The 21083-nt window shown below is 58.5% G+C and carries 22 protein-coding genes (1 of these 22 only partly in view); 12 read left to right on the top strand and 10 right to left on the bottom strand.

What is annotated here, in order from left to right:
* Positions 1–31: 31 nt before the first annotated feature.
* The 3 genes from rpe (at position 32) to trpE (ending at position 3074) form a co-directional block, all read left to right on the top strand.
* Positions 32–706, top strand: coding sequence for a ribulose-phosphate 3-epimerase (rpe, locus tag PspR84_RS26320; RefSeq protein ID WP_007918813.1), 675 nt, complete (start codon positions 32–34; stop codon positions 704–706).
* Entirely contained in the window at positions 703–1521 is an 819-nt protein-coding gene (locus PspR84_RS26315; protein WP_160059638.1) for a phosphoglycolate phosphatase, read from the top strand. The genes rpe and PspR84_RS26315 overlap by 4 nt, the downstream gene beginning before the upstream one ends.
* Before the next feature lie 71 nt (positions 1522–1592).
* The gene (gene trpE / locus PspR84_RS26310) at positions 1593–3074 is read left to right on the top strand and encodes an anthranilate synthase component I (protein WP_160059637.1); all 1482 of its coding nucleotides are present in this window, start codon (positions 1593–1595) and stop codon (positions 3072–3074) included.
* Between the two features lie 113 nt (positions 3075–3187).
* Here trpE and estP read toward each other — a convergent pair whose 3' ends face one another.
* The gene (gene estP / locus PspR84_RS26305) at positions 3188–5095 is read right to left on the bottom strand and encodes an esterase EstP (protein WP_160059636.1); all 1908 of its coding nucleotides are present in this window, start codon (positions 5093–5095) and stop codon (positions 3188–3190) included.
* A gap of 408 nt (positions 5096–5503) precedes the next feature.
* On the opposite strand from estP, the gene PspR84_RS26300 reads away from it, so the two are divergent.
* From PspR84_RS26300 to PspR84_RS26285, 4 genes are all read left to right on the top strand, one after another.
* Positions 5504–6097 carry an aminodeoxychorismate/anthranilate synthase component II gene (locus tag PspR84_RS26300; protein WP_160059635.1) on the top strand — a complete coding sequence of 198 codons (594 nt, stop codon included), beginning with the start codon at positions 5504–5506 and terminating at the stop codon, positions 6095–6097.
* Positions 6098–6106: 9 nt separating this feature from the next.
* The gene (trpD, locus tag PspR84_RS26295) at positions 6107–7156 is read left to right on the top strand and encodes an anthranilate phosphoribosyltransferase (RefSeq protein WP_160059634.1); all 1050 of its coding nucleotides are present in this window, start codon (positions 6107–6109) and stop codon (positions 7154–7156) included.
* Positions 7153–7989, top strand: a complete 837-nt coding sequence (gene trpC, locus PspR84_RS26290) for an indole-3-glycerol phosphate synthase TrpC (protein ID WP_160059633.1) — start codon at positions 7153–7155, stop codon at positions 7987–7989. The genes trpD and trpC overlap by 4 nt, the downstream gene beginning before the upstream one ends.
* A gap of 135 nt (positions 7990–8124) precedes the next feature.
* Positions 8125–8826, top strand: a complete 702-nt coding sequence (locus PspR84_RS26285; RefSeq protein ID WP_160059632.1) for a lipoate--protein ligase family protein — start codon at positions 8125–8127, stop codon at positions 8824–8826.
* A gap of 9 nt (positions 8827–8835) precedes the next feature.
* Here the strand turns inward: PspR84_RS26285 and crp are convergent, their stop codons facing one another.
* The gene (gene crp, locus PspR84_RS26280; protein ID WP_008088598.1) at positions 8836–9480 is read right to left on the bottom strand and encodes a cAMP-activated global transcriptional regulator CRP; all 645 of its coding nucleotides are present in this window, start codon (positions 9478–9480) and stop codon (positions 8836–8838) included.
* A gap of 237 nt (positions 9481–9717) precedes the next feature.
* Here crp and PspR84_RS26275 point away from each other — a divergent pair, with 237 nt between their 5' ends.
* Both PspR84_RS26275 and speD read left to right on the top strand, forming a co-directional pair.
* The gene (locus PspR84_RS26275) at positions 9718–10140 is read left to right on the top strand and encodes an OsmC family protein (RefSeq protein WP_003228794.1); all 423 of its coding nucleotides are present in this window, start codon (positions 9718–9720) and stop codon (positions 10138–10140) included.
* A 236-nt stretch (positions 10141–10376) separates the two neighbouring features.
* A complete protein-coding gene (speD, locus tag PspR84_RS26270) occupies positions 10377–11171 on the top strand; it encodes an adenosylmethionine decarboxylase (RefSeq protein WP_016983471.1) in 795 nt (264 codons plus the stop codon).
* A gap of 111 nt (positions 11172–11282) precedes the next feature.
* On the opposite strand, the gene coq7 is transcribed toward speD, so the two are convergent.
* From coq7 to hemJ, 6 genes are all read right to left on the bottom strand, one after another.
* A complete protein-coding gene (gene coq7 / locus PspR84_RS26265) occupies positions 11283–11930 on the bottom strand; it encodes a 2-polyprenyl-3-methyl-6-methoxy-1,4-benzoquinone monooxygenase (RefSeq protein WP_008077993.1) in 648 nt (215 codons plus the stop codon).
* A 198-nt stretch (positions 11931–12128) separates the two neighbouring features.
* Positions 12129–12467 carry a histidine triad nucleotide-binding protein gene (locus PspR84_RS26260; RefSeq protein ID WP_160059631.1) on the bottom strand — a complete coding sequence of 113 codons (339 nt, stop codon included), beginning with the start codon at positions 12465–12467 and terminating at the stop codon, positions 12129–12131.
* A gap of 81 nt (positions 12468–12548) precedes the next feature.
* The gene (locus PspR84_RS26255) at positions 12549–13337 is read right to left on the bottom strand and encodes an SDR family oxidoreductase (protein WP_160059630.1); all 789 of its coding nucleotides are present in this window, start codon (positions 13335–13337) and stop codon (positions 12549–12551) included.
* A 61-nt stretch (positions 13338–13398) separates the two neighbouring features.
* Complete coding sequence (locus PspR84_RS26250; RefSeq protein WP_160059629.1) at positions 13399–14349, bottom strand: DUF805 domain-containing protein; 951 nt, start codon at positions 14347–14349, stop codon at positions 13399–13401.
* Between the two features lie 78 nt (positions 14350–14427).
* On the bottom strand, positions 14428–15396 hold the full coding sequence (locus tag PspR84_RS26245) for a nitronate monooxygenase family protein (protein ID WP_160059628.1): 969 nt from the start codon (positions 15394–15396) through the stop codon (positions 14428–14430).
* 33 nt (positions 15397–15429) lie between these two features.
* Positions 15430–15858, bottom strand: a complete 429-nt coding sequence (hemJ, locus tag PspR84_RS26240; RefSeq protein ID WP_160059627.1) for a protoporphyrinogen oxidase HemJ — start codon at positions 15856–15858, stop codon at positions 15430–15432.
* 133 nt (positions 15859–15991) lie between these two features.
* Here hemJ and argC point away from each other — a divergent pair, with 133 nt between their 5' ends.
* Positions 15992–17026 (top strand): N-acetyl-gamma-glutamyl-phosphate reductase, encoded by a 1035-nt coding sequence (gene argC / locus PspR84_RS26235; RefSeq protein ID WP_160059626.1) that lies wholly within the window; start codon positions 15992–15994, stop codon positions 17024–17026.
* A gap of 168 nt (positions 17027–17194) precedes the next feature.
* Positions 17195–17545, top strand: a complete 351-nt coding sequence (erpA, locus tag PspR84_RS26230) for an iron-sulfur cluster insertion protein ErpA (protein WP_008077999.1) — start codon at positions 17195–17197, stop codon at positions 17543–17545.
* A gap of 73 nt (positions 17546–17618) precedes the next feature.
* Here erpA and PspR84_RS26225 read toward each other — a convergent pair whose 3' ends face one another.
* Together PspR84_RS26225 and PspR84_RS26220 are read right to left on the bottom strand one after the other, a co-directional pair.
* The gene (locus PspR84_RS26225) at positions 17619–18710 is read right to left on the bottom strand and encodes an anhydro-N-acetylmuramic acid kinase (RefSeq protein ID WP_160059625.1); all 1092 of its coding nucleotides are present in this window, start codon (positions 18708–18710) and stop codon (positions 17619–17621) included.
* A gap of 3 nt (positions 18711–18713) precedes the next feature.
* On the bottom strand, positions 18714–20138 hold the full coding sequence (locus tag PspR84_RS26220; protein ID WP_160059624.1) for a peptidoglycan DD-metalloendopeptidase family protein: 1425 nt from the start codon (positions 20136–20138) through the stop codon (positions 18714–18716).
* Positions 20139–20350: 212 nt separating this feature from the next.
* Between PspR84_RS26220 and tyrS the strand changes: the two genes are divergently transcribed.
* Positions 20351–21083: the 5' portion of a tyrosine--tRNA ligase gene (gene tyrS, locus PspR84_RS26210; RefSeq protein WP_129395737.1), read on the top strand. It continues 467 nt past the right edge of the window; 733 of the gene's 1200 nt are visible here — the first part of the coding sequence; its start codon is at positions 20351–20353; its stop codon lies beyond the right edge, outside the window.

Raw genomic sequence — 21083 nt, 5'->3', positions numbered from 1 at the left:
CCATCGTGATTTAGCTCAGAAAAGGTGCGTCATGCAGCCCTTCGTAATTGCTCCGTCGATTCTCTCCGCCGACTTCGCCCGCCTCGGCGAGGAAGTCGACAACGTTCTCGCCGCTGGCGCCGACTTTGTCCACTTCGACGTCATGGACAACCACTATGTGCCGAACCTGACCATCGGTCCGATGGTCTGCGCGGCATTGCGCAAATACGGCGTCACCGCGCCAATCGACGCACACTTGATGGTCAGTCCGGTGGACCGCATCGTCGGCGACTTCATCGAAGCCGGCGCGACCTACATCACCTTCCACCCGGAAGCCACTCTGCACGTTGATCGCTCGCTGCAACTGATCCGTGAAGGCGGCTGCAAATCCGGTCTGGTGTTCAACCCGGCGACTCCGCTGGACGTACTCAAGTACGTGATCGACAAGGTCGACATGGTCTTGCTGATGAGCGTCAATCCAGGCTTCGGCGGGCAGAAATTCATTCCCGGCACCCTCGACAAACTGCGCGAAGCGCGGGCGATCATCGATGCTTCGGGCCGTGACATCCGTCTGGAAATCGACGGCGGCGTCAACGTCAACAATATCCGCGAAATCGCTGCCGCTGGTGCTGACACTTTTGTTGCCGGCTCGGCGATCTTCAATGCGCCGAACTATCAGGAAGTCATCGACAAGATGCGTTCCGAACTGGCACTGGCGCGGCCATGAGCGGTTTTGAGCAGCTGTTTCCGGGCAAACTGCCACGGCTGGTGATGTTCGATCTGGATGGCACGCTGATCGACTCGGTTCCAGACCTGGCAGCGGCGGTGGACACCATGCTGCTCTCCCTCGGCCGCCAGCCTGCGGGCATCGACTCGGTGCGCGAGTGGGTGGGCAACGGCGCGCCTGTCTTGGTGCGTCGGGCGTTGGCCGGTGGCATTGATCATGCAGTGGTGGATGACATCGAGGCCGAGCATGCGCTGGAAGTGTTCATGGAGGCTTATGGTGCCAGCCATGAGCTGACCGTGGTCTATCCCGGCGTGCGCGACACTCTCAAATGGCTGCAAAAGCAGGGCGTGGCCATGGCGCTGATCACCAACAAGCCGGAGCGTTTCGTCGCGCCGTTGCTGGATCAGATGAAGATCGGCCGCTACTTCAAGTGGATCATCGGCGGCGATACCTTGCCGCAGAAAAAACCGGATCCGGCGGCGCTGTTCTTCGTGATGAAAATGGCCAACATCCCGGCCTCGCAATCGTTGTTCGTCGGCGACTCGCGCAGCGACGTACTGGCGGCGAAAGCAGCTGGGGTGAAGTGCGTGGCGCTGAGTTATGGCTACAACCACGGCCGGCCGATTGCCGAGGAATCCCCGGCGCTGGTCATCGACGATCTGCGCAAGCTAATTCCCGGTTGCCTCGGTACGGCCGCTGGGATAACGTTGCCCGACGCATCTCAATCCCATTCTGGAAACGCCATCGTGGTGGTCACTCGCAAACTCTGGATGAAAGTCATCAAGGCCCTGGCCCGCTGGCGTTGGCGCGCCTGACTTGTTCCTGGCCGGCCTGCCGGCGCGTTTGCATACCTGACTGATTTGCCCCTCACACCACGAGGCACCTTATGATCCGCGAAGAATTCCTGCGCTTGGCCGCTGACGGCTACAACCGCATTCCGTTGGCCTGCGAAACCCTGGCCGACTTCGACACGCCGCTGTCGATCTACCTGAAACTGGCCGACCAGCCCAACTCCTACCTGCTCGAATCGGTGCAGGGCGGCGAGAAGTGGGGCCGTTACTCGATCATCGGCCTGCCGTGCCGCACGGTCATGCGCGTTCACGACCATCACGTCAGCATCACCGTTGATGGCGTCGAGACCGAAAGCCACGACGTTGAAGATCCGCTGGCCTTCGTCGAAACCTTCAAGGCGCGCTACAACGTGCCAACCATCGCCGGTCTGCCGCGCTTCAACGGTGGCCTGGTCGGTTACTTCGGTTACGACTGCGTGCGCTATGTCGAGAAGCGCTTGGGCAAATGCCCGAACCCGGATCCGCTGGGCGTGCCGGATATTCTGCTGATGGTCTCCGACGCTGTTGTGGTGTTCGATAACCTCGCCGGCAAGATGCACGCGATCGTGCTCGCCGATCCTTCCGAGGCCGATGCCTTCGAACAAGGTCAGGCACGTTTGCAGGAACTGCTGGAGCAACTGCGCCAGCCGATCACCCCGCGTCGTGGCCTGGATTTCAGCAAGCAGCAATCCGCTGATCCAGTGTTCCGTTCCAGTTTCACCCAAAACGATTACGAAAAAGCCGTCGACACTATCAAGGAATACATCCTCGCCGGTGACTGCATGCAGGTTGTGCCGTCGCAGCGCATGTCGATTGACTTCAAGGCTGCACCGATCGATCTGTATCGGGCGCTGCGTTGCTTCAACCCGACGCCGTACATGTACTTCTTCAACTTCGGCGACTTCCATGTTGTTGGCAGTTCGCCGGAAGTGCTGGTGCGCGTTGAAGACAACCTGATCACCGTGCGCCCGATCGCTGGTACTCGCCCACGTGGCGCGACCGAAGAAGCGGACGTAGCGCTGGAAGAAGATCTGCTGTCGGATGACAAAGAGATCGCCGAGCACTTGATGCTGATCGACCTCGGTCGTAACGACACCGGTCGCGTGTCGGAAATCGGCTCGGTGAAGCTCACCGAGAAAATGGTCATCGAGCGTTATTCCAACGTGATGCACATCGTCTCCAACGTCACCGGCCAGTTGAAACAAGGGCTGACGGCGATGGATGCACTGCGGGCGATTCTGCCGGCGGGCACCTTGTCGGGCGCGCCGAAGATTCGTGCGATGGAAATCATCGACGAACTGGAGCCGGTCAAGCGTGGTGTTTACGGCGGCGCGGTCGGTTATTTCGCCTGGAACGGCAACATGGACACCGCGATTGCCATTCGCACGGCAGTGATCAAGAACGGCGAGTTGCACGTGCAGGCCGGCGGCGGCATCGTTGCCGACTCGGTGCCGGCGCTGGAATGGGAAGAAACCCTGAACAAACGCCGCGCGATGTTCCGTGCCGTGGCCCTGGCCGAACAAACCCCGGAAGCCTGAGCAGCTTGCGCAAAAAACCTGTGGGAGCGAGCAGGCTCGCTCCCACAGGGGGTCATATGTTCAGCCATAAAAAAGCGGCGCCTGTGAGGGCGCCGCTTTTTTGTGCCTGCGGTTTAGAAGTCCAGAACGACCCCAACATTCACACCCTGTTGGGTAAAATCATCATCCTTGCGCAACGAGTAACCACCACGTAGCGCCAGATCCGCCGTGAGCTTGTGACTCACGCCCAGACTCAAGCGATTCAAATGACTCTGCGGCGTATAGCCTTCAAGTTTGAAGTCGTTGGCCGGCAAGGTATTGAGCGCGATGCGGACCTTTTGCACATCATCTTCGTACTCACGCTCGTGAGCGTATTCGCCAAATACCTGAGTTTGCGGGGTGATGTTGTACTTGCCCTGCAAGCCCAGCCCCAGGCGTTTCGAGTCGCGGGTTTGATCATCGAAGGTCAGCGCCGTGGCGCGGTTGCTCTTTTCGGAGTAGCCATCAACATCGACGCTGGCGTAGTCAGCGCTGACGAAGGGCGAAAGGTGCCACTCGCTGCCCGGTTGGGCAATGTCATAACCGACACGGGCACTGAAAGCCCAGAGGCTGCCATCGGTGTCGCCTTTTTCAGCCCCTTCGCTGACGCCCAGATCGAACTTGCGCTTGAGGTTGTCATAGTCGAGTTTGCCGCCAGTCAAAGCAGCGTCAGCCCACCAGCGGTTTTGCTGGTACTGGGCAAATGCCGTAGCCATGTAGCTGTTGAGTTTGTAGTCCGAATCGTTATGACCGGCCTCCAGATTCTGCCGATAGAAACCGCCCGCCACACCGACGCGCCAGGCTTCATTCAAGCGATAGCTGCCACCGATGTTGAGGTTGTAACCGCTGCCATCGGCACTGACGCCGCTGCTTTGGCTGTCGACATCCAGATGCTGGCCACCGGCGGAAACAATCGCGCGCCATTGGCCGACCGCTTGCCAGTTTTCCCAGTCCGCTTGCCATTGGTTGCGCAGTTCATCCTGATGCGCACGCACGGTGGCGTGGGCCATTTCCGGCAACAGCGTCAGTTCCCACGGCGCGGCGAGCAGGGAATAGGCGTAGTCGGAGATCAGTTTTTGCCCGGCTTCGGTCGGGTGCACGCCGTCGTTGTAGATCAGCTTGCTCGGGTCGGGTGTCGCGCTGTTGATGCCGTAACGTGCATTCTCGGTGCAGCTATTGCCACTGAAACAGGTCGCCGTGAGGTTCTGATCGGTTGCGAGGCCAAAACGTCCTGGATCGGCAAACACTTCCGACAACAGTACCGGAATGTTCAGCGGAATGACCTCGGCGTTGATGCCTTGCAGGCGTGTAACCAACTGGCTGTTGAACTGCGTGGCGAGTTGGCTGCTGAAGGCTTGCAGCGGCGTACCGTTGATGGCCGGGGTCAGGCCAACGTCAGGCAACAGCCAGACCATTACGTACTTGGCGCCGGCGGTTTGCAGGGTTTGCACGCTGTCGGCCAGTCGATCCGCAGCGGCGTTGGCTTGCGGTAGGCTGAGAATGCGACCTTGCAGGAAGTCGTTGCCGCCGCCGGAAATGTAATACAGCGCATTCGGGTCGGCGCGGAAGCCGTTGGAGGGCAGGTAACCGGCGCGGGTGCGTTCGCCGGTAGCGGATTGCGTGGTGATCGAGTCGAGGATCTGGTCGGTGCGATACCCCCCCACCGCCCAGTTGTTGCCGTCCGGCTGGCCGTTTTCGGCGCGCACGGCGGAGTTGGAAGAGGCTGTCTGGTCTGGCGAAAAGCCAAGGCGTCCGCCGAGCAACTGCGTGGAATTCAATGAATACAGCTCACCGCTGCCGTCCTGATACACCGGCCCGGTGCGGTTAGTGTAACGCTCGGTGGAGCCGGCCGGTCCGCCAGTGTCGGTGAAGGTCCCGGCATCATTGAGGCTGTCGCCAAACACAATGAAACTGGAATAAGGATTGGGCGCTGCATTGGCCTGGGCGCAGGCCAGTGCGAGCAGGCAGCCAGCCAGCGGTACAAACAACGTCTGTTTGATCATGAGCAAGTCCGTTTATTTATTGTTGTAGGTGAACGAAACGACAGTACCAAAAACTCCCGGCGTTTTGCCATCGGTCGCGAATCCTCCCCCGGTTTTATCACCCGCAGCCCCGGCCATATTGCACGCTCCGCCCAGCTAAGTTACTGTGCCGGAACGTATGAACGAGACCTTCCCCGTGTTGATCACCAGCAAACTTCTGGATCAAGTCATCAAGGCACACGCCCGCTGGCGTTGGCGCGCCTGAATCTTTTCTGCCGGCCCCGCCGGATCTGTATCGCTTTGCCTTCCTTGCCCGTTTGAAATGCCGCTGTGCCGACGCGTCTTCCTGCGTCCGACATCGTGCAGCGCCCTGCGGGCAAGTGATCTGAAGGCTGTTTTCAAATCAGAATTCAAGAGGTTCGACACGCCATGTTGCTGATGATCGACAACTACGACTCCTTTACTTACAACGTTGTGCAATACCTCGGCGAGCTGGGTGCCGACGTCAAAGTCGTGCGCAACGACGAATTGACCGTCGCCGAGATCGAAGCACTGAAACCTGAGCGCATCGTGGTATCGCCAGGCCCGTGCACGCCGACCGAAGCCGGCATCTCCATCGAAGCCATCAAGCACTTCGCCGGCAAACTGCCGATTTTGGGTGTCTGCCTCGGCCACCAGTCCATCGGTCAGGCTTTTGGCGGCGACGTAGTGCGTGCGCGGCAGGTGATGCACGGTAAGACTAGTCCGGTATTCCACGAGGACAAGGGCGTCTTCCAGGGGCTGAATCTTCCGTTGACGGTTACCCGCTACCACTCGCTGATCGTCAAGCACGATACGTTGCCCGATTGCCTCGAACTGACCGCGTGGACCCAACACGATGATGGCTCGGTCGACGAAATCATGGGCCTGCGTCACAAGACCCTGAACATTGAGGGCGTACAGTTTCACCCCGAGTCGATCCTGACCGAACAGGGCCATGAACTGTTTGCCAACTTCCTCAAACAAACCGGCGGCACGCGCTAAGGACTTCCCATGAATATCAAGACAGCCCTGAGCCGTATCGTCGAGCACCTCGATCTCAGCACCGAAGAAATGCGCGATGTGATGCGCGAAATCATGACCGGCCAATGCACCGAGGCGCAGGTCGGCGCGTTCATGATGGCCATGCGCATGAAGAGTGAGAGCATCGACGAGATCGTCGGCGCCGTGTCGGTAATGCGTGAACTGGCCGATCAGGTCGAACTGAAAACCCTCGACGGCGTGGTCGATGTGGTCGGCACTGGCGGTGACGGCGCGAACATCTTCAACGTATCCACGGCTTCTTCGTTCGTCGTCGCGGCAGCCGGTTGCACCGTGGCCAAACACGGCAACCGTGCGGTCTCGGGCAAAAGCGGCAGCGCCGATTTGCTCGAAGCCGCCGGCATTTATCTGAACCTGACACCGGTTCAGGTTGCGCGTTGCATCGACAACGTCGGCATCGGTTTCATGTTCGCCCAGACCCACCACAAAGCCATGAAGTACGCCGCCGGCCCGCGCCGCGATCTCGGCCTGCGTACGCTGTTCAACATGCTCGGCCCGCTTACGAATCCGGCCGGTGTGAAGCATCAGGTAGTGGGCGTATTCAACAAGGCGCTGTGCCGTCCATTGGCCGAAGTGTTGCAGCGTCTGGGCAGCAAGCACGTGTTGGTGGTGCATTCGAAGGACGGTCTGGACGAGTTCAGCCTCGCCGCGCCGACCTTTGTGGCGGAACTGAAGAACAACGAGATCACCGAGTATTGGGTCGAGCCAGAAGATCTCGGCATGAGGAGCCAGAGCCTGCACGGTCTGTCGGTCGAAGGCCCGGAGGCGTCGCTGGCACTGATCCGCGATGCCCTCGGCAAGCGCAAAACCGAGAACGGCCAGAAAGCCGCCGAAATGATTGTCCTCAACGCCGGTGCCGCGCTGTACGCCGCCGACGTGGCGAGTAGTTTGAAACAGGGCGTGGAGCTTGCGCACGACGCTTTGCACACCGGTCTTGCTCGGGAAAAACTCGAGGAGCTGGGTGCCTTTACCGCGGTATTCAGAGTGGAGAATGAGGGATGAGTGTACCGACGGTTCTGGAAAACATTCTGGCCCGCAAGGTTCAGGAAGTCGCCGAGCGTAGTGCTCGCGTCAGCCTGAGCGAGCTGGAAAGTCTGGCCAAGGCGGCCGATGCACCCCGTGGTTTTGCCCAGGCATTGCTGGCGCAAGCCAAGAAGAAGCAGCCTGCTGTGATCGCCGAAATCAAAAAGGCCTCGCCGAGCAAAGGCGTGATCCGCGAGAACTTCGTTCCCGCCGACATCGCCAAAAGCTACGAGAAGGGCGGGGCGACCTGTCTGTCCGTGCTGACCGATATCGATTACTTCCAGGGCGCCGACGCCTACCTGCAACAGGCGCGCGCCGCGTGCAAGCTGCCGGTGATCCGCAAGGATTTCATGATCGATCCGTACCAGATCGTCGAAGCCCGTGCGCTGGGCGCCGACTGCGTGCTGTTGATCGTCTCCGCACTGGATGACGTGAAAATGGCCGAGCTGGCCGCTGTCGCCAAAGGCGTCGGTCTCGATGTGTTGGTCGAAGTACACGACGGCGATGAGCTGGAGCGCGCATTGAAAACCCTCGACACGCCGCTGGTGGGGGTCAACAACCGTAACCTGCATACCTTTGATGTCAGTCTGGAAACCACCCTCGACCTGCTGCCGCGTATTCCGCGCGATCGTCTGGTGATTACCGAGAGCGGCATCCTCAACCGTGCCGATGTCGAGTTGATGGAAATCAGCGACGTGTACTCGTTCCTGGTCGGTGAAGCGTTCATGCGCGCCGAGAATCCGGGCACTGAACTGCAGCGACTGTTCTTCCCGGAGCGTGGCACTTCGATCAGTGGTTCGACTCTCGACTGATTCGCTTCAGACCGAGTCGACGCCATCGCGAGCAGGCTCACTCCTACAGGGGAACGCGTTCCAATTGTAGGAGTGAGCCTGCTCGCGATGAGGTACTAGAAATCCCCAAAGATTCCAGATCTGCCGGAGCCCTCCATGTCGCTGCCAACCCCCCTGACCATCGAAGCCGGCCTCCAGGCCGAGCAAGACTTGCTGGCCTCGGTCTGCGCCGGCGACTCCGAATTCGGCCTGCTGTTCTGGCAACCCAGCGATCGCGCTTTGGTCATGCCTCGTCGCCTCAATCGCCTCCCCGGTTTCGACCACGCCTGTGAAGTCTCCGCCGCCGCCGGCTGGCCCGTCCTGCTGCGCGAAACCGGCGGCGAACCCGTGCCGCAATCTGCCGCCACTATCAATATCGCTCTGGTCTACGCACCACCGCGCAGCGAAGGCGATCTGAACCGTATCGAAACCGGCTACCGCCGTCTGTGCGATCCGATCTGCCAGTTGCTCAACGAGTTGGGCGGCACATCATCGTTGGGCGAAATCGACGGCGCGTTCTGCGACGGACGTTTCAACGTCAACCTCGACGGCCGCAAAATGGTTGGCACCGCGCAGCGCTGGCGCCAGAGTCAGGGCGGACAGCGTCCGGTCGGTCTGGTGCACGGGGCGATGCTGATGGATAACGAGCGCGAATCGATGGTCGCTGCGGTCAATCGCTTCAACGAAGCGTGCGGCCTGGAGCAGCGGGTACGGGCTGAAAGCCATATTGCCCTGCATGAGAAATTCAACGCGCCACAGGCCTTGGCGCGTCTCGATGAGCTGTTTCGTCTGATGCTGGCGCAGATGTACAGCGCCTGAGTTTCGGCTTTAACGGGTACCGAAGACCACCATGGTCTTGCCTTTCACATCGACCAGGTTGCGCTCCTCAAGATCCTTGAGCACGCGACCGACCATCTCCCGCGAACAACCGACAATCCGGCCGATTTCCTGACGGGTTACCTTGATCTGCATGCCGTCCGGATGCGTCATCGCGTCTGGCTGCTTGCACAGTTCCAGCAGGCAGCGGGCAACACGACCGGTCACATCGAAGAACGCCAGATCGCCGACCTTGCGCGTGGTGTTACGCAGGCGTTGTGCGATTTGTCCGCTGAGCACGTAAAGAATGTCTGGATCTTGCTGCGACAATTCGCGGAACTTGGCGTAGCTGATTTCTGCTGTTTCGCATTCAACCTTGGCCCGCACCCAGGCGCTGCGTTCCTGTTCTTGACCCGCTTGTTCGAACAGGCCCAGTTCGCCAAAGAAATCCCCGGCGTTGAGGTAAGCGATGATCATCTCGCGGCCGTCGTCATCCTCGATCAGGATCGTTACCGAACCCTTGATGATGAAATACAGCGTGTCCGAGCGATCGCCCGCACAGATGATGTTGCTCTTGGCCGCATGGCGACGGCGCTGGCAATGCATCAACAGCTTGTCGAGATTCTTGATTTTGGGTGTGGGGGTAATAGCAACCATGGTTGTATCCCGAAAAGACTGCACGGTGATGTTTGGTTTTTTTATGAGGCGCTGAAGGCGGTCGCTACACAGCTGACATGGGCGCCAGCGAATTGGCGCCAGCTTAACAGACACTTCGTCGCAAATTCGAGAAATTACCTACAGCGCAGAGGCATCTGGTCCTAGGAACGTTGCTCGCTGTCCGGGCAAAGCCCTGTGCTAAGCTGGCGACCCTTTTTTTACAGTGGAGTCTGGGCGATGAAGGCACGCATCCAATGGGCTGGCGAAGCCATGTTCCTCGGCGAATCCGGCAGCGGTCATGTCGTGGTCATGGACGGTCCACCGGACGCCGGTGGTCGTAATCTGGGTGTTCGCCCGATGGAAATGCTCCTGCTCGGTGTGGGCGGTTGCAGCAATTTCGACGTGGTCAGCATCCTGAAGAAGTCCCGCCAGGCTGTTGAAAGCTGCGAAGCGTTCCTCGAAGCCGAGCGCGCGACCGAAGATCCGAAGGTGTTCACCAAGATTCATATGCACTTTGTGGTCAAGGGCCGTGGCTTGAAAGAAGCCCAGGTCAAACGTGCGATCGAGTTGTCTGCAGAGAAGTATTGCTCGGCCTCGATCATGCTTGGCGCGGCTGGCGTGGCGATCACTCACGATTACGAAATCGTCGAACTCGGTTGAAGCGACATTCAACTATCATAAAAGCAGTGCAGACTCTGGCGATCCCCCGCTGACGTCTGCATAATGCGCCACTTTTTTCAGGGCAGTGATCGGTCAATCGATGGTCAGCCGCCTGAACAGATAACCAAAATCGCCATCGCGAAGAGGTGTTAACCGTCCTACGCAGGTGCGTTGTTCGCACTTGACGGGCATGCTTGATCACGCGGCCGGGCCGCATACATAGAGAGTTTTTAACGGTGAAAAGCAAACTCAAGCTCCACGGGTTCAATAACCTGACAAAGACCTTGAGCTTCAACATCTATGACATCTGCTACGCGGAAACCCCGCAAGACCAGCAGGCTTACGTTGAGTACATCAATCAAGAGTACAACGCGAAACGCCTGACGCAGATTCTCACAGAGGTTGTTGAGATCATTGGTGCCAACATCCTGAACATTGCCAGTCAGGACTATGAACCTCAGGGCGCCAGCGTCACGATTCTGATTTCTGAAGAGCCGGTAACCCCGACTGAAAGCCAGATTGAAGAGTCGCCGGGCCCATTGCCCGAAATTATCCTGGCCCACCTCGACAAGAGCCACATCACGGTGCACACCTACCCGGAAATCCATCCGGACGACGGTATTGCAACGTTCCGTGTGGACATCGACGTGTCGACTTGTGGTGTCATCTCACCGCTGAAAGCGCTCAATTTCCTCATTCACCAGTTCGATTCGGACATCGTGACTGTGGACTATCGTGTGCGCGGCTTCACCCGTGACGTTGAAGGCAACAAGCACTTCATCGACCACGAGATCAACTCGATCCAGAACTACCTTTCCGAAGACACTCGCGACGCGTACCAGATGACCGACGTGAACGTGTACCAGGAAAACCTGTTCCACACCAAAATGCTGCTGAAGAACTTCGAACTGGATAACTACCTGTTTGGCGACGCCACCAGCAACCTGTCCCCCGAGCAACGCGCTCAGGTGACCGATCGGGTGAAACACGAAATGCTCGAAATCTTCTACGCGCGCAACATGCCGACCTAAGATTCCCGGGCACAAAAAAAGGCGACCTTTCGGTCGCCTTTTTCATTTCTGCCAATTCCTCCCTGTGGGAGCGAGCCTGCTCGCGAGGGGCCCTTTGCAGCAATACCGTTCTCAGATCCGATAAGTACTTTTGGTCATCACCTTGGCCAGAATACTCATCCCGAACTTCACCGGCGCCGGAAAACGGAAACCTCCAGCCTCCAAAGCACTTTCGGCATGATGTTCTTCATCAATGCGCATCTGCTCCAGAATCGCCCGGGACTTTTCGTCCTCGGCCGGTAATTGTTCCAGATGCTCGTTCAGATGCTTGCACACCTGATGCTCGGTCGCCGCAACAAACCCGAGGCTGACCTTGTCGCTGATCAACCCAGCCACCGCGCCAATCCCGAACGACATCCCGTAAAACAGCGGGTTGAGCACACTGGTGTGGCTGCCCAACTGATGAATACGCTGTTCGCACCAGACCAGATGATCAATCTCTTCTTCGGCAGCGTGCTCCATGGCCTCGCGTACCTGCGGGAGCTTGGCAGTCAACGCCTGCCCCTGATACAGCGCCTGGGCGCAGACTTCACCGGTATGGTTGATGCGCATCAGGCCGGCGACGTGGCGGGTGTCTTCGTCGCTCATTTGCGTATCCGGTTGCAAAATCGCCGGCGATGGACGGTACGGCTGGCCACTGAACGGCAGCAGGGTACGCATCGCGGCATCGGCTTGCAGCAGAAGACGGTCAATTGGCGAGTAGTGACGTTGGGTAGTCATGCTGACCTCCGGGAAGAATCTCGACGGCCAGTTTAACCGAATCGGCCGGGGAAGGTTTGCGCTGGGTCATTTGCTGCGCGGTCATGCTTTTTTGTGGGAGCGAGCCTGCTCGCGAAGGCGGAGTATCAGGCACTAATACATTGAATGTGCCGAAGTCTTCGTGAGCAGGCTCGCTCCCACAGGGAGATGGGGTGTGGATCAGCCCGGTGGCCAGTTCATCTGGCGCTGCCCGAGTACGTGCATATGAATGTGGTAGACAGTTTGCCCACCCTTCTCCTTGCAGTTCATCACCACGCGGAAACCGTCTTCGCAGCCCAGCTCCAGCGCCAGGCGCTGTGCAGTGAAGAGGATATGCCCGGCCAGTGCCTTGTCGTCTTCGGTCAGGTCATTGAGGGTGCGCACTGGTTTTTTCGGGATCACCAGGAAATGCACCGGTGCCTGAGGGGCGATGTCGTGGAACGCCAGAACCTGGTCGTCCTCGTAAATGATCTTGGCCGGGATTTCCCGGTTGATGATCTTGGTGAACAGAGTATCCACTGCTGTTTTCTCCGTTGTTTGGGCTGGTCTGAGTGTACGCAGAGCGGCTTATCCCGCCCAGTGTTTTACCTGTAGGGCATTTCAGCGCGGGCAGTAAGCCTTGTTGACCATGCCGACAATGGTGCGGTTGAGCCAGCGCGAACCCAATCTCGGCAGGAAGGCGAAGCATCGATTGCGTCGTCCCGGAATGATGATCGCCCGGTTCTTGTCGAGGGCGCGCACGGTGTACAGCGCGACTTCCTCAGGGCTCATCAGCAATTTGCTGTCTTTGAGTTTGTCGCTGTCGAGTTGTGCCGTACGGAAAAATGCCGTGCGCGTCGGGCCTGGACAGAGCACCGAAACCTTCACAGCACTCTGTTTTAGCTCAACTCGCAAGGCTTCGGAGAAGTGCAGCACATAGGCCTTGCTGGCGTAGTAAGTACTCATCCATGGGCCGGGATTGAACGCGGCCACCGAGGCGACATTGAGAATCTGCCCGCCACCCTGCAACGCCATGCTATTGCCGATGGCGTGGCAAAGGCGGGTGAGGGCGAGAATGTTTACTTCGATCAGATCCTGCTCGGTCATCCAGTCTTGCGCAAGGAACGGGCCGCAGGTGCCGATACCGGCGCAATTGACCAGCAAGTCGATCTGCCGATCACCTTCTTCGAGCTCCAGCAGGAAGCCGGACAGACGCAATGGCTCGCCCAGATCGCAGGCGCGGAACAGTACCTCGACGCCAAAACGCTGGGTCAATTCGATCGCAATGCTTTCCAGCTGATCACGCTGTCTTGCCACCAGAATCAGGCTGCGGCCACGCCGGGCCAGTGCTTCGGCCATCGCCAGGCCGATGCCGCTGGAGGCGCCGGTGATCAGTGCGTAACGGGTCATGCAATTCTCCATCGCAACAGCTCCGCGCCGGCGACGCGGGTGTCACGGCGGGGAGCGCTGTTCATTCTTTCGCAGAGTCTACAGGGGCCTGCGCCGCTTCGGCTGCCTCGTCGGCGGAATCCGCAGGCGTTTCGACCTCTACTTCGACTTCATCAGTGGTCACCGAGCCACTTTCGTAGCTGCTCTCCAGGTTGCTTTCGTACTCCTGCTGGATGGCCGAGATCCCGCCAAGCATGCCGCCGGCGAACACCAGCACGAAGAACACGATCCACAGGGAACACAGCACTTTCACGGCGGTGCTGTTGGGCGGCGGGGGAGGGCCGTAACGGTTGGCGCCGGTGTTGCCCGGCACGACCATGATCACCAGCGGAAAGAAACTGCCCACGAATGGCACCAGATTCAGTAGCCAGAGCCAGCCCGACCAACCGATGTCGTGCAGACGCTGAATGCTGAACAGGATGCTGACAATCAGGAAAGCGATAAACAGTAAGAACGCGAAGATCCCGCCAATGATCAGGCCAGTGGTGGAGTCCCCCGCGACCAGCCCCAGAGCCAGCAGGGCGAACACGCCAACAATGGGTAAGGTCACCAGACTCAGGACCATTGTCCACGCCAGAAAGCGCAGGCGTCCGATTCGGCCTTCGACGCTGAACGGCTTAGGCGTGGCGAACTCCGCCTGGCTTTCGCCAACGCTTGCGCGAGGCGGTGCATACGGCGAGTCCGGTTCGGCCACAGCGGCGGTGTGCTCATGGACATCCGCCAGGTTCAGCTCGATTGCCGTTTCAGCTTCAATGCGTGCGTCGATCCCGGTTTTGCTCAGCGCTTGCAGATAGGTTTGCGCATCGCTGTGGGACAAATCACGCTTGAGCGCGATGCTGCGGCCACTGAACAGGCGTTCGATCGCGGTCACATCGCTTTTGAACAGATCCGCCAAATTGAGTTTGGCAGTGGTGATATCGACACCGGGCTGTAGAGCACCGTCGAACACGATCTTGTAACGGGGTTCGCTCATGGCCGAGGCATCCTTGTCGCGAATAAATTGAAAGGTCAGCAGTGTAAGGCCAGCCCAGCGGGGCTGACCCGATTTTTCTTAGCGCGGCCAGCGTTGCGGTAGCTGGGCTGCGCGTTCCTGTGCCTGGCGATACTCGGCGTCCAGCCGTGCGATCAATTGATCCACACTCGGCAGGTCATCGATCTGCCCTACGCCTTGACCGGCCGACCACACGGTTTTCCAGGCTTTGGCCTCATCGCTGATCGGCTTCAACTTGTCACCGAAATTCACTTCGCCTTTGCCTTGCAGAGCAGCCATATCGAAACCGGCCGCCTCCAGGCTCTGACGCATAAAACTCGCCGGCACGCCCGACACCGCTGGAGTATGGATGATGTCGGATGCCTTGGCTGTCAGCAGCATCTCCTTGTAGGCGTCGGGCGCGTGACTTTCTGTGGTACCGATAAATCGCGTACCGAAGTAGGCCAAATCCGCGCCGAGCAGCTGTGCGGCAAGAATCTCATGACCGTGGTTAAGACATCCTGCAAGCAGCAGGGTTTTATCGAAGAACTGGCGGATCTCGGCGATCAATGCAAACGGACTCCAGGTCCCGGCATGTCCCCCGGCGCCGGCCGCCACGGCGATCAAACCGTCGACACCCGCCTCGGCCGCTTTCTCGGCATGTCGGCGAGTGGTGACGTCATGGAACACCAGGCCGCCATAGCTGTGCACCGCGTCGACCAGTTCCTTCACCGCGCCGAGACTGGTGATGACGATCGGCACTTTGTGTTCGACGCAGATGTTCAGGTCGGCCTGCAGGCGCGGGTTGCTGTTATGCACGATCAGGTTCACCGCATACGGCGCCGGGTTGTCCAGTGTCGCCAAGCCCGCTTCGATCTGTTCCAGCCAGGCTTTGAATCCGCTGCTTTCGCGCTGGTTCAAGGCTGGAAAACTGCCGACCACGCCATTGCGGCAGCAGGCGAACACCAGCTCAGGGTTGGAAATCAGAAACATCGGTGCCGCTACTACAGGCAGGCGCAGACGTTGTTCGAGCAAAGCGGGCAGCGACATTATGGAAACCCCAAAGATCGGTAGTTGTTGAAGTTAGAACGGCTTGACCACGACCAGAATTACGATAGCCAGCAATATCAGAACCGGCACTTCATTGAACCAGCGATAAAAGACATGGCTGCGGGTGTTTTCGCCACGGGCAAAACGTTTTACCTGCGCGCCGCACATGTGGTGGTAGCCGATCAGCAAGACGACGAGGGTCAGTTTGGCGTGAATCCAGCCACCCATGCTGAAGATGCTCGGATTGAGATAGATCAGCCAGCCGCCAAAGATCAGCGTGGCGATCATCGCCGGGCCCATGATGCCGCGATACAGCTTGCGCTCCATGAGGCTGAAGCGTTCTTTGCTGAGCGTGTCTTCGCTTTGCGCGTGATACACGAACAGACGCGGCAAGTAGAACAGCCCGGCAAACCAGCAAACGATGCTGACAATGTGAAAAGCTTTGATCCATAGATAGAGCATTTTTAGTTATTCCAGGTTCACGGTAAGCCGGATAGTAGAGGCTTGAGCATCCGCACGTCACCTTGACGGTTGTCGCAGGCGCGCGCGGCCCCTATTATCGACGGCTTTCCAGTGGGTTCTTTGAGGGCAGGTTATGGTCAAGGTCGGTATCGTCGGCGGCACGGGTTACACCGGTGTCGAACTGCTGCGTCTGTTGGCGCAGCATCCGCAGGCAGAAGTGGTTGTCATCACTTCCCGATCCGAGGCCGGTCTGGCCGTGGCTGACATGTACCCGAACCTGCGCGGCCACTACGATGGCCTCGCCTTCAGCGTGCCGGACATCAAGACCCTCGGCGCTTGTGACGTAGTGTTCTTCGCCACACCGCACGGTGTTGCGCACGCGCTGGCGGGCGAATTGCTGGCAGCGGGCACCAAGGTCATCGACCTGTCGGCCGATTTCCGTCTGCAAGACGCTGAAGAGTGGGCCAAGTGGTACGGTCAGCCGCACGGCGCGCCTGAGTTGCTGGACGAAGCGGTTTACGGTCTGCCGGAAGTCAATCGCGAGCAGATCAAGAACGCCCGTCTGATCGCGGTGCCAGGTTGCTATCCGACCGCAACGCAGCTGGGTTTCCTGCCATTGCTGGAGGCGGGTCTGGCTGATACTTCGCGTCTGATCGCCGACTGCAAGTCCGGCGTCAGCGGTGCCGGTCGTGGTGCGGCTGTAGGCTCCTTGTACTCCGAAACGTCGGAAAGCATGAAGGCGTACGCGGTAAAAGGTCACCGTCACCTGCCGGAAATTCGCCAGGGTCTGCGTCGTGCAGCGGGTAAGGATGTCGGTCTGACCTTCGTTCCGCACCTGACCCCGATGATCCGTGGTATTCACTCCACGCTCTACGCGACCGTGGTTGATCGTTCGGTGGATCTGCATGCGCTGTTTGAAAAGCGTTATGCCAATGAACCGTTCGTCGACGTGATGCCTGCTGGTAGCCACCCGGAAACCCGTAGCGTGCGCGGCGCCAACGTTTGCCGCATTGCCGTTCACCGTCCTCAGGATGGCGATCTGGTGGTGGTGTTGTCGGTGATCGACAATCTGGTCAAAGGCGCGTCGGGCCAAGCGGTGCAGAACATGAACATCCTGTTCGGTCTGGACGAGCGCTTCGGATTGTCCCACGCCGGTATGCTGCCGTAACACTTTAAGCCGCACAGCAAAAAGGCCCGTCAAACGGGCCTTTTTGCATTCTGAACAGTTGATCGGGTTTATTGATATACCGTAACAATAGTTGACCGATTTTCTCGGACAAGCGGATAATGCGCGTCATCACGCATTATGGCGGCGTAACGCCGGGAGATAGTCAGCATGAGCGTCGAATCCTTCACCCCCACGGCTTTGCAATTCACCCACGGTGCCGCGCACAAGGTGAAGAGCCTGGTCGATGAAGAGGGGAATGATCGCTTGAAGCTGCGCGTATTCGTTACGGGCGGCGGTTGTTCAGGGTTTCAGTACGGTTTCACCTTCGATGAAGATGTGGCCGAGGACGACACTATCGTCGAGCGCGAAGGCGTGAGTCTGGTAGTGGATCCGATGAGCTTCCAGTACCTGGCCGGTGCTGAAGTGGATTACCAGGAAGGTCTGGAAGGCTCGCGCTTCGTGATCAAGAACCCGAACGCCACCACGACGTGTGGTTGCGGGTCTTCGTTCTCGATCTGATCGCGCCGCGCTTCAGATAACAAAACGCCGCAGAGCCTTACGGTTCTGCGGCGTTTTGCTGTGTGCGATGTAATCAGGCCGGGTAGATGGCGCCGAGTACCCGAAGGCCGCGTGCGCCGGTGACGCTTGGGCGGTTGGCGGCGATACCTTCAAGACAGCAATGGGCCAGCCAGGCGAAGGCCATGGCTTCAACCCAGTCCGGATCAACGCCATGTGTCGCGGTGCTGGCGACCGTTGCGTTTGGCAGCAGGTCTGCCAGACGCTCCATCAGTGTGGCGTTGTGCGCGCCGCCGCCGCAGACCAGCAGCTCTTCAGTGTCGGGCTGAGCGCTTTGCAGCGAATCAATAATGGTCAGTGCGGTCAGTTCAAGCAGTGTGGCTTGCACGTTCTCGGCAGCAAAGGCTGGCAGGTGCGAGAGATGTTGCTCCAGCCAAGGCAGGTTGAACACTTCACGGCCGGTACTTTTCGGGCCTTTGGTGATGAAGAATGGATCGCTGAGCAGTGCTTTCAACAGGGTCGGCTCAACAGAGCCCGATTTTGCCCAGTCGCCATTGCGATCATAGTTTTCGCCGCGCTGCTGCTGAATCCAGGCGTCCATCAGCACATTCCCAGGGCCACAGTCGAAACCGGCTACAGGCTTGGTCGGCTCAATCAGACTGAGATTGCTGAAACCGCCGACATTCAAGACAGCCTGGTTGCCGGTACGCTCTTCGAACAAAGCTTCATGGAATGCGGGAACCAGCGGAGCACCTTGGCCTCCGGCTGCGACATCGCGGCTGCGGAAGTCGCTGACTACGGTAATACCTGTGAGTTCGGTCAGCAGGGCAGGATTGCCGATCTGCACGGTGAAACCGCGCGCCGGTTCATGGCGGATAGTCTGGCCGTGGCTGCCGATCGCACGAATCTCTTGGGGTTTGAGTTGCTGCTCACCGAGGAGGGTATGAATGCCCTGCGCAGCGACCTTCACCCAGTTCTGCTGGGCAATCGCCGAGCGGGCGATTTCGTCAGGACCGCTGGCGCACAAGCCAAGCAGCTCGGTGCGCAGGGTTTCAGGCATGGGAATGTAGTGCGTGGCGATCAGTTTGATCGCCGAGGTCTGTTCGATCAGGGCAATGTCCAGACCGTCGAGGCTGGTTCCGGACATTACGCCGATATACAGGGCCATGACTTAGCGCTTGCTCGAGGCCAGCATGGTGGCCTTTTCTTGATCCATGCGCGCCATCAGCGGTTGGCTCTGTGCGAGGAAGCGAGCACGTTCTGCTTTGGCAATCGGATCAGCCATTGGCAGCTTCTGTCCCAGCGGATCGACGTGAACACCGTTGACCTGGAACTCATAGTGCAAGTGCGGGCCGGTCGAGAGGCCAGTGGTGCCGATGTAGCCGATAACTTGACCCTGCTTCACGGAGCCGCCAGTCTTCACGCCTTTGGCGAAGCCTTGCATGTGGCCGTACAGCGTGCGGTAAGTGTTGCCGTGCTGGATGATCACCGTGTTGCCGTAGCCACCGCGGCGCCCGGCCAGCAGTACTTTGCCATCGCCGGCAGCCTTGATCGGCGTACCGCGTGGCGCAGCGTAATCGACGCCTTTGTGGGCGCGGATCTTGTTGAGGATAGGGTGCTTGCGGCCCATGGAGAACTTGGAGCTGATGCGGGCGAAGTCCACCGGTGTACGGATGAACGCCTTGCGCATGCTATTGCCATCAGCCGTGTAGTAGCTGCTGTTGCCTTGCTTGTTGGTGTATCGCACGGCGGTGTAGGTTTTGCCGCGGTTGGTGAAGCGTGCTGACAGGATCGGGCCATTGCCCACGGACTTGCCGTTGACCACTTTCTGCTCGTAGATCACATCGAATTCGTCGCCCTGGCGGATGTCCTGAGCAAAGTCGACGTCGTAGCCAAAGACGCTGGCCATATCCATGGTCAGGCTGTGCGAAAGGCCGGCACGGGCCGCGGATTGTGAAAGCGAGCTGTTGATCACACCGTGTACGTAAGCGGTGCGAACGGTGGGTTTTGCGGTAACCCGGTTGAAGGCATAACCCTTGTCATTCTTGGTCAGGGTAATGGTTTCGACATCGCTGACCTTGCTGTGCAGGCTGGTCAGTTGGCCTTCAGGATCCAATTCGAATTCGAGTTTCTGGCCGTGCTTTAACTGGCTGAACTGTTTGGCCTGTTTGTCGCTGGCCAGAACTTCATGAACGGAAGCGGCAGGCAGGCCGACCTTTTCGAACAAAGTCGACAGTGTATCGCCCTTGGCAACGATGACTTCACGATGACCAGGTGCTTTTGGTTTTTCAGCGGCTGGTGCTGGTGCTGGTGCTGCTTCTGCGGTTTGTGGGGAGTTTTCGTCGCTGTTTTCGATTTGAGCAAATGGCGAAGCTACTGGCTCGTTTGTGGCTTGAGTCGCGTCAGCAGCGTCTTGATCTTGTGTCAGTTGTTCAGCAGGACTTTCCAGTTCAAGGCTCAGGGTCGTCTTTTTGGCTTCAACATCACTGGAAGGGAATACCAGGAGAGCCAGGCTAAGAAGGGCGGCGATTCCACTTGCGGCGAGCAGGTGGGTCTTCGGGTAAAGCGGCGGCGCTTTAGACGGTTCTGTGGTCATAGGTAATTTTGACTTTGAAAAATGATGAATTGGAAAAGATGAATGACATGATGAAGATGAAATAACTGTATAAAATATAACCAAATCATCTCTGAAGCAAGTCTACAGACAGCGTGTCTGTGGATTGGTGTCCGTGCGCCGGGCAAAACTTGTAATTGGTGCGCGATCTTGTATGGTTGGTTCCCTTTGAATCTGAGCCTTGCGGGTCTGTTATGAAGTCGGTTGAAGAGCAGCTAGCGCTGATTAAACGTGGTGCGGAAGAACTATTGGTCGAGTCCGAGCTGATCGAGAAGCTCAAGCGCGGCCAGCCGCTGCGTATCAAGGCTGGTTTTGATCCAACCGCTCCGGATCTGCACTTGGGTCACACGGTGCTTATTAATAAGCTGCGTCAGTTCCAGGAACTGGGGCATCAAGTGATCTTCCTTATAGGTGATTTCACCGGGATGATCGGTGATCCGAGCGGCAAGAGCGCCACGCGTCCGCCGCTGACTCGCGAGCAGGTTCTGGAAAACGCCGAGACCTACAAGACTCAGGTGTTCAAGATTCTCGATCCGGCGAAAACCGAAGTCGCGTTCAATTCCACCTGGATGGATCAGATGGGGCCGGCGGACTTCATTCGCCTGACTTCGCAATACACCGTCGCGCGCATGCTTGAGCGTGATGACTTCGACAAGCGTTACACCACCAATCAGCCGATCGCTATTCACGAGTTCCTCTATCCGCTGGTTCAGGGTTACGACTCGGTGGCTTTGCGTGCAGACGTTGAATTGGGCGGTACCGATCAGAAGTTCAACTTGCTGATGGGGCGTGAGCTGCAGCGTGGTTATGGTCAAGAGGCTCAGTGCATTCTGACCATGCCGCTGCTTGAAGGTCTGGATGGCGTGAAGAAGATGTCCAAGTCGTTGGGCAACTATGTCGGTATTCAGGAAGCGCCGGGCGTTATGT

This window comes from Pseudomonas sp. R84, assembly GCF_009834515.1.
Classification (GTDB): domain Bacteria; phylum Pseudomonadota; class Gammaproteobacteria; order Pseudomonadales; family Pseudomonadaceae; genus Aquipseudomonas.
This window is presented reverse-complemented; position numbering and strand designations above follow the sequence as displayed.

Excerpts from the sequence above, each read along its gene's own strand:
- rpe (WP_007918813.1), top strand. The coding sequence starts at position 32 with ATGCAGCCCTTCGTAATTGCTCCGTCGATTCTCTCCGCCGACTTCGCC.
- PspR84_RS26315 (WP_160059638.1), top strand. The coding sequence starts at position 703 with ATGAGCGGTTTTGAGCAGCTGTTTCCGGGCAAACTGCCACGGCTGGTG.
- trpE (WP_160059637.1), top strand. The coding sequence starts at position 1,593 with ATGATCCGCGAAGAATTCCTGCGCTTGGCCGCTGACGGCTACAACCGC.
- estP (WP_160059636.1), bottom strand. The coding sequence starts at position 5,095 with ATGATCAAACAGACGTTGTTTGTACCGCTGGCTGGCTGCCTGCTCGCA.
- PspR84_RS26300 (WP_160059635.1), top strand. The coding sequence starts at position 5,504 with ATGTTGCTGATGATCGACAACTACGACTCCTTTACTTACAACGTTGTG.
- trpD (WP_160059634.1), top strand. The coding sequence starts at position 6,107 with ATGAATATCAAGACAGCCCTGAGCCGTATCGTCGAGCACCTCGATCTC.
- trpC (WP_160059633.1), top strand. The coding sequence starts at position 7,153 with ATGAGTGTACCGACGGTTCTGGAAAACATTCTGGCCCGCAAGGTTCAG.
- PspR84_RS26285 (WP_160059632.1), top strand. The coding sequence starts at position 8,125 with ATGTCGCTGCCAACCCCCCTGACCATCGAAGCCGGCCTCCAGGCCGAG.
- crp (WP_008088598.1), bottom strand. The coding sequence starts at position 9,480 with ATGGTTGCTATTACCCCCACACCCAAAATCAAGAATCTCGACAAGCTG.
- PspR84_RS26275 (WP_003228794.1), top strand. The coding sequence starts at position 9,718 with ATGAAGGCACGCATCCAATGGGCTGGCGAAGCCATGTTCCTCGGCGAA.
- coq7 (WP_008077993.1), bottom strand. The coding sequence starts at position 11,930 with ATGACTACCCAACGTCACTACTCGCCAATTGACCGTCTTCTGCTGCAA.
- PspR84_RS26255 (WP_160059630.1), bottom strand. The coding sequence starts at position 13,337 with ATGACCCGTTACGCACTGATCACCGGCGCCTCCAGCGGCATCGGCCTG.
- PspR84_RS26250 (WP_160059629.1), bottom strand. The coding sequence starts at position 14,349 with ATGAGCGAACCCCGTTACAAGATCGTGTTCGACGGTGCTCTACAGCCC.
- PspR84_RS26245 (WP_160059628.1), bottom strand. The coding sequence starts at position 15,396 with ATGTCGCTGCCCGCTTTGCTCGAACAACGTCTGCGCCTGCCTGTAGTA.
- hemJ (WP_160059627.1), bottom strand. The coding sequence starts at position 15,858 with ATGCTCTATCTATGGATCAAAGCTTTTCACATTGTCAGCATCGTTTGC.
- argC (WP_160059626.1), top strand. The coding sequence starts at position 15,992 with ATGGTCAAGGTCGGTATCGTCGGCGGCACGGGTTACACCGGTGTCGAA.
- erpA (WP_008077999.1), top strand. The coding sequence starts at position 17,195 with ATGAGCGTCGAATCCTTCACCCCCACGGCTTTGCAATTCACCCACGGT.
- PspR84_RS26225 (WP_160059625.1), bottom strand. The coding sequence starts at position 18,710 with ATGGCCCTGTATATCGGCGTAATGTCCGGAACCAGCCTCGACGGTCTG.
- PspR84_RS26220 (WP_160059624.1), bottom strand. The coding sequence starts at position 20,138 with ATGACCACAGAACCGTCTAAAGCGCCGCCGCTTTACCCGAAGACCCAC.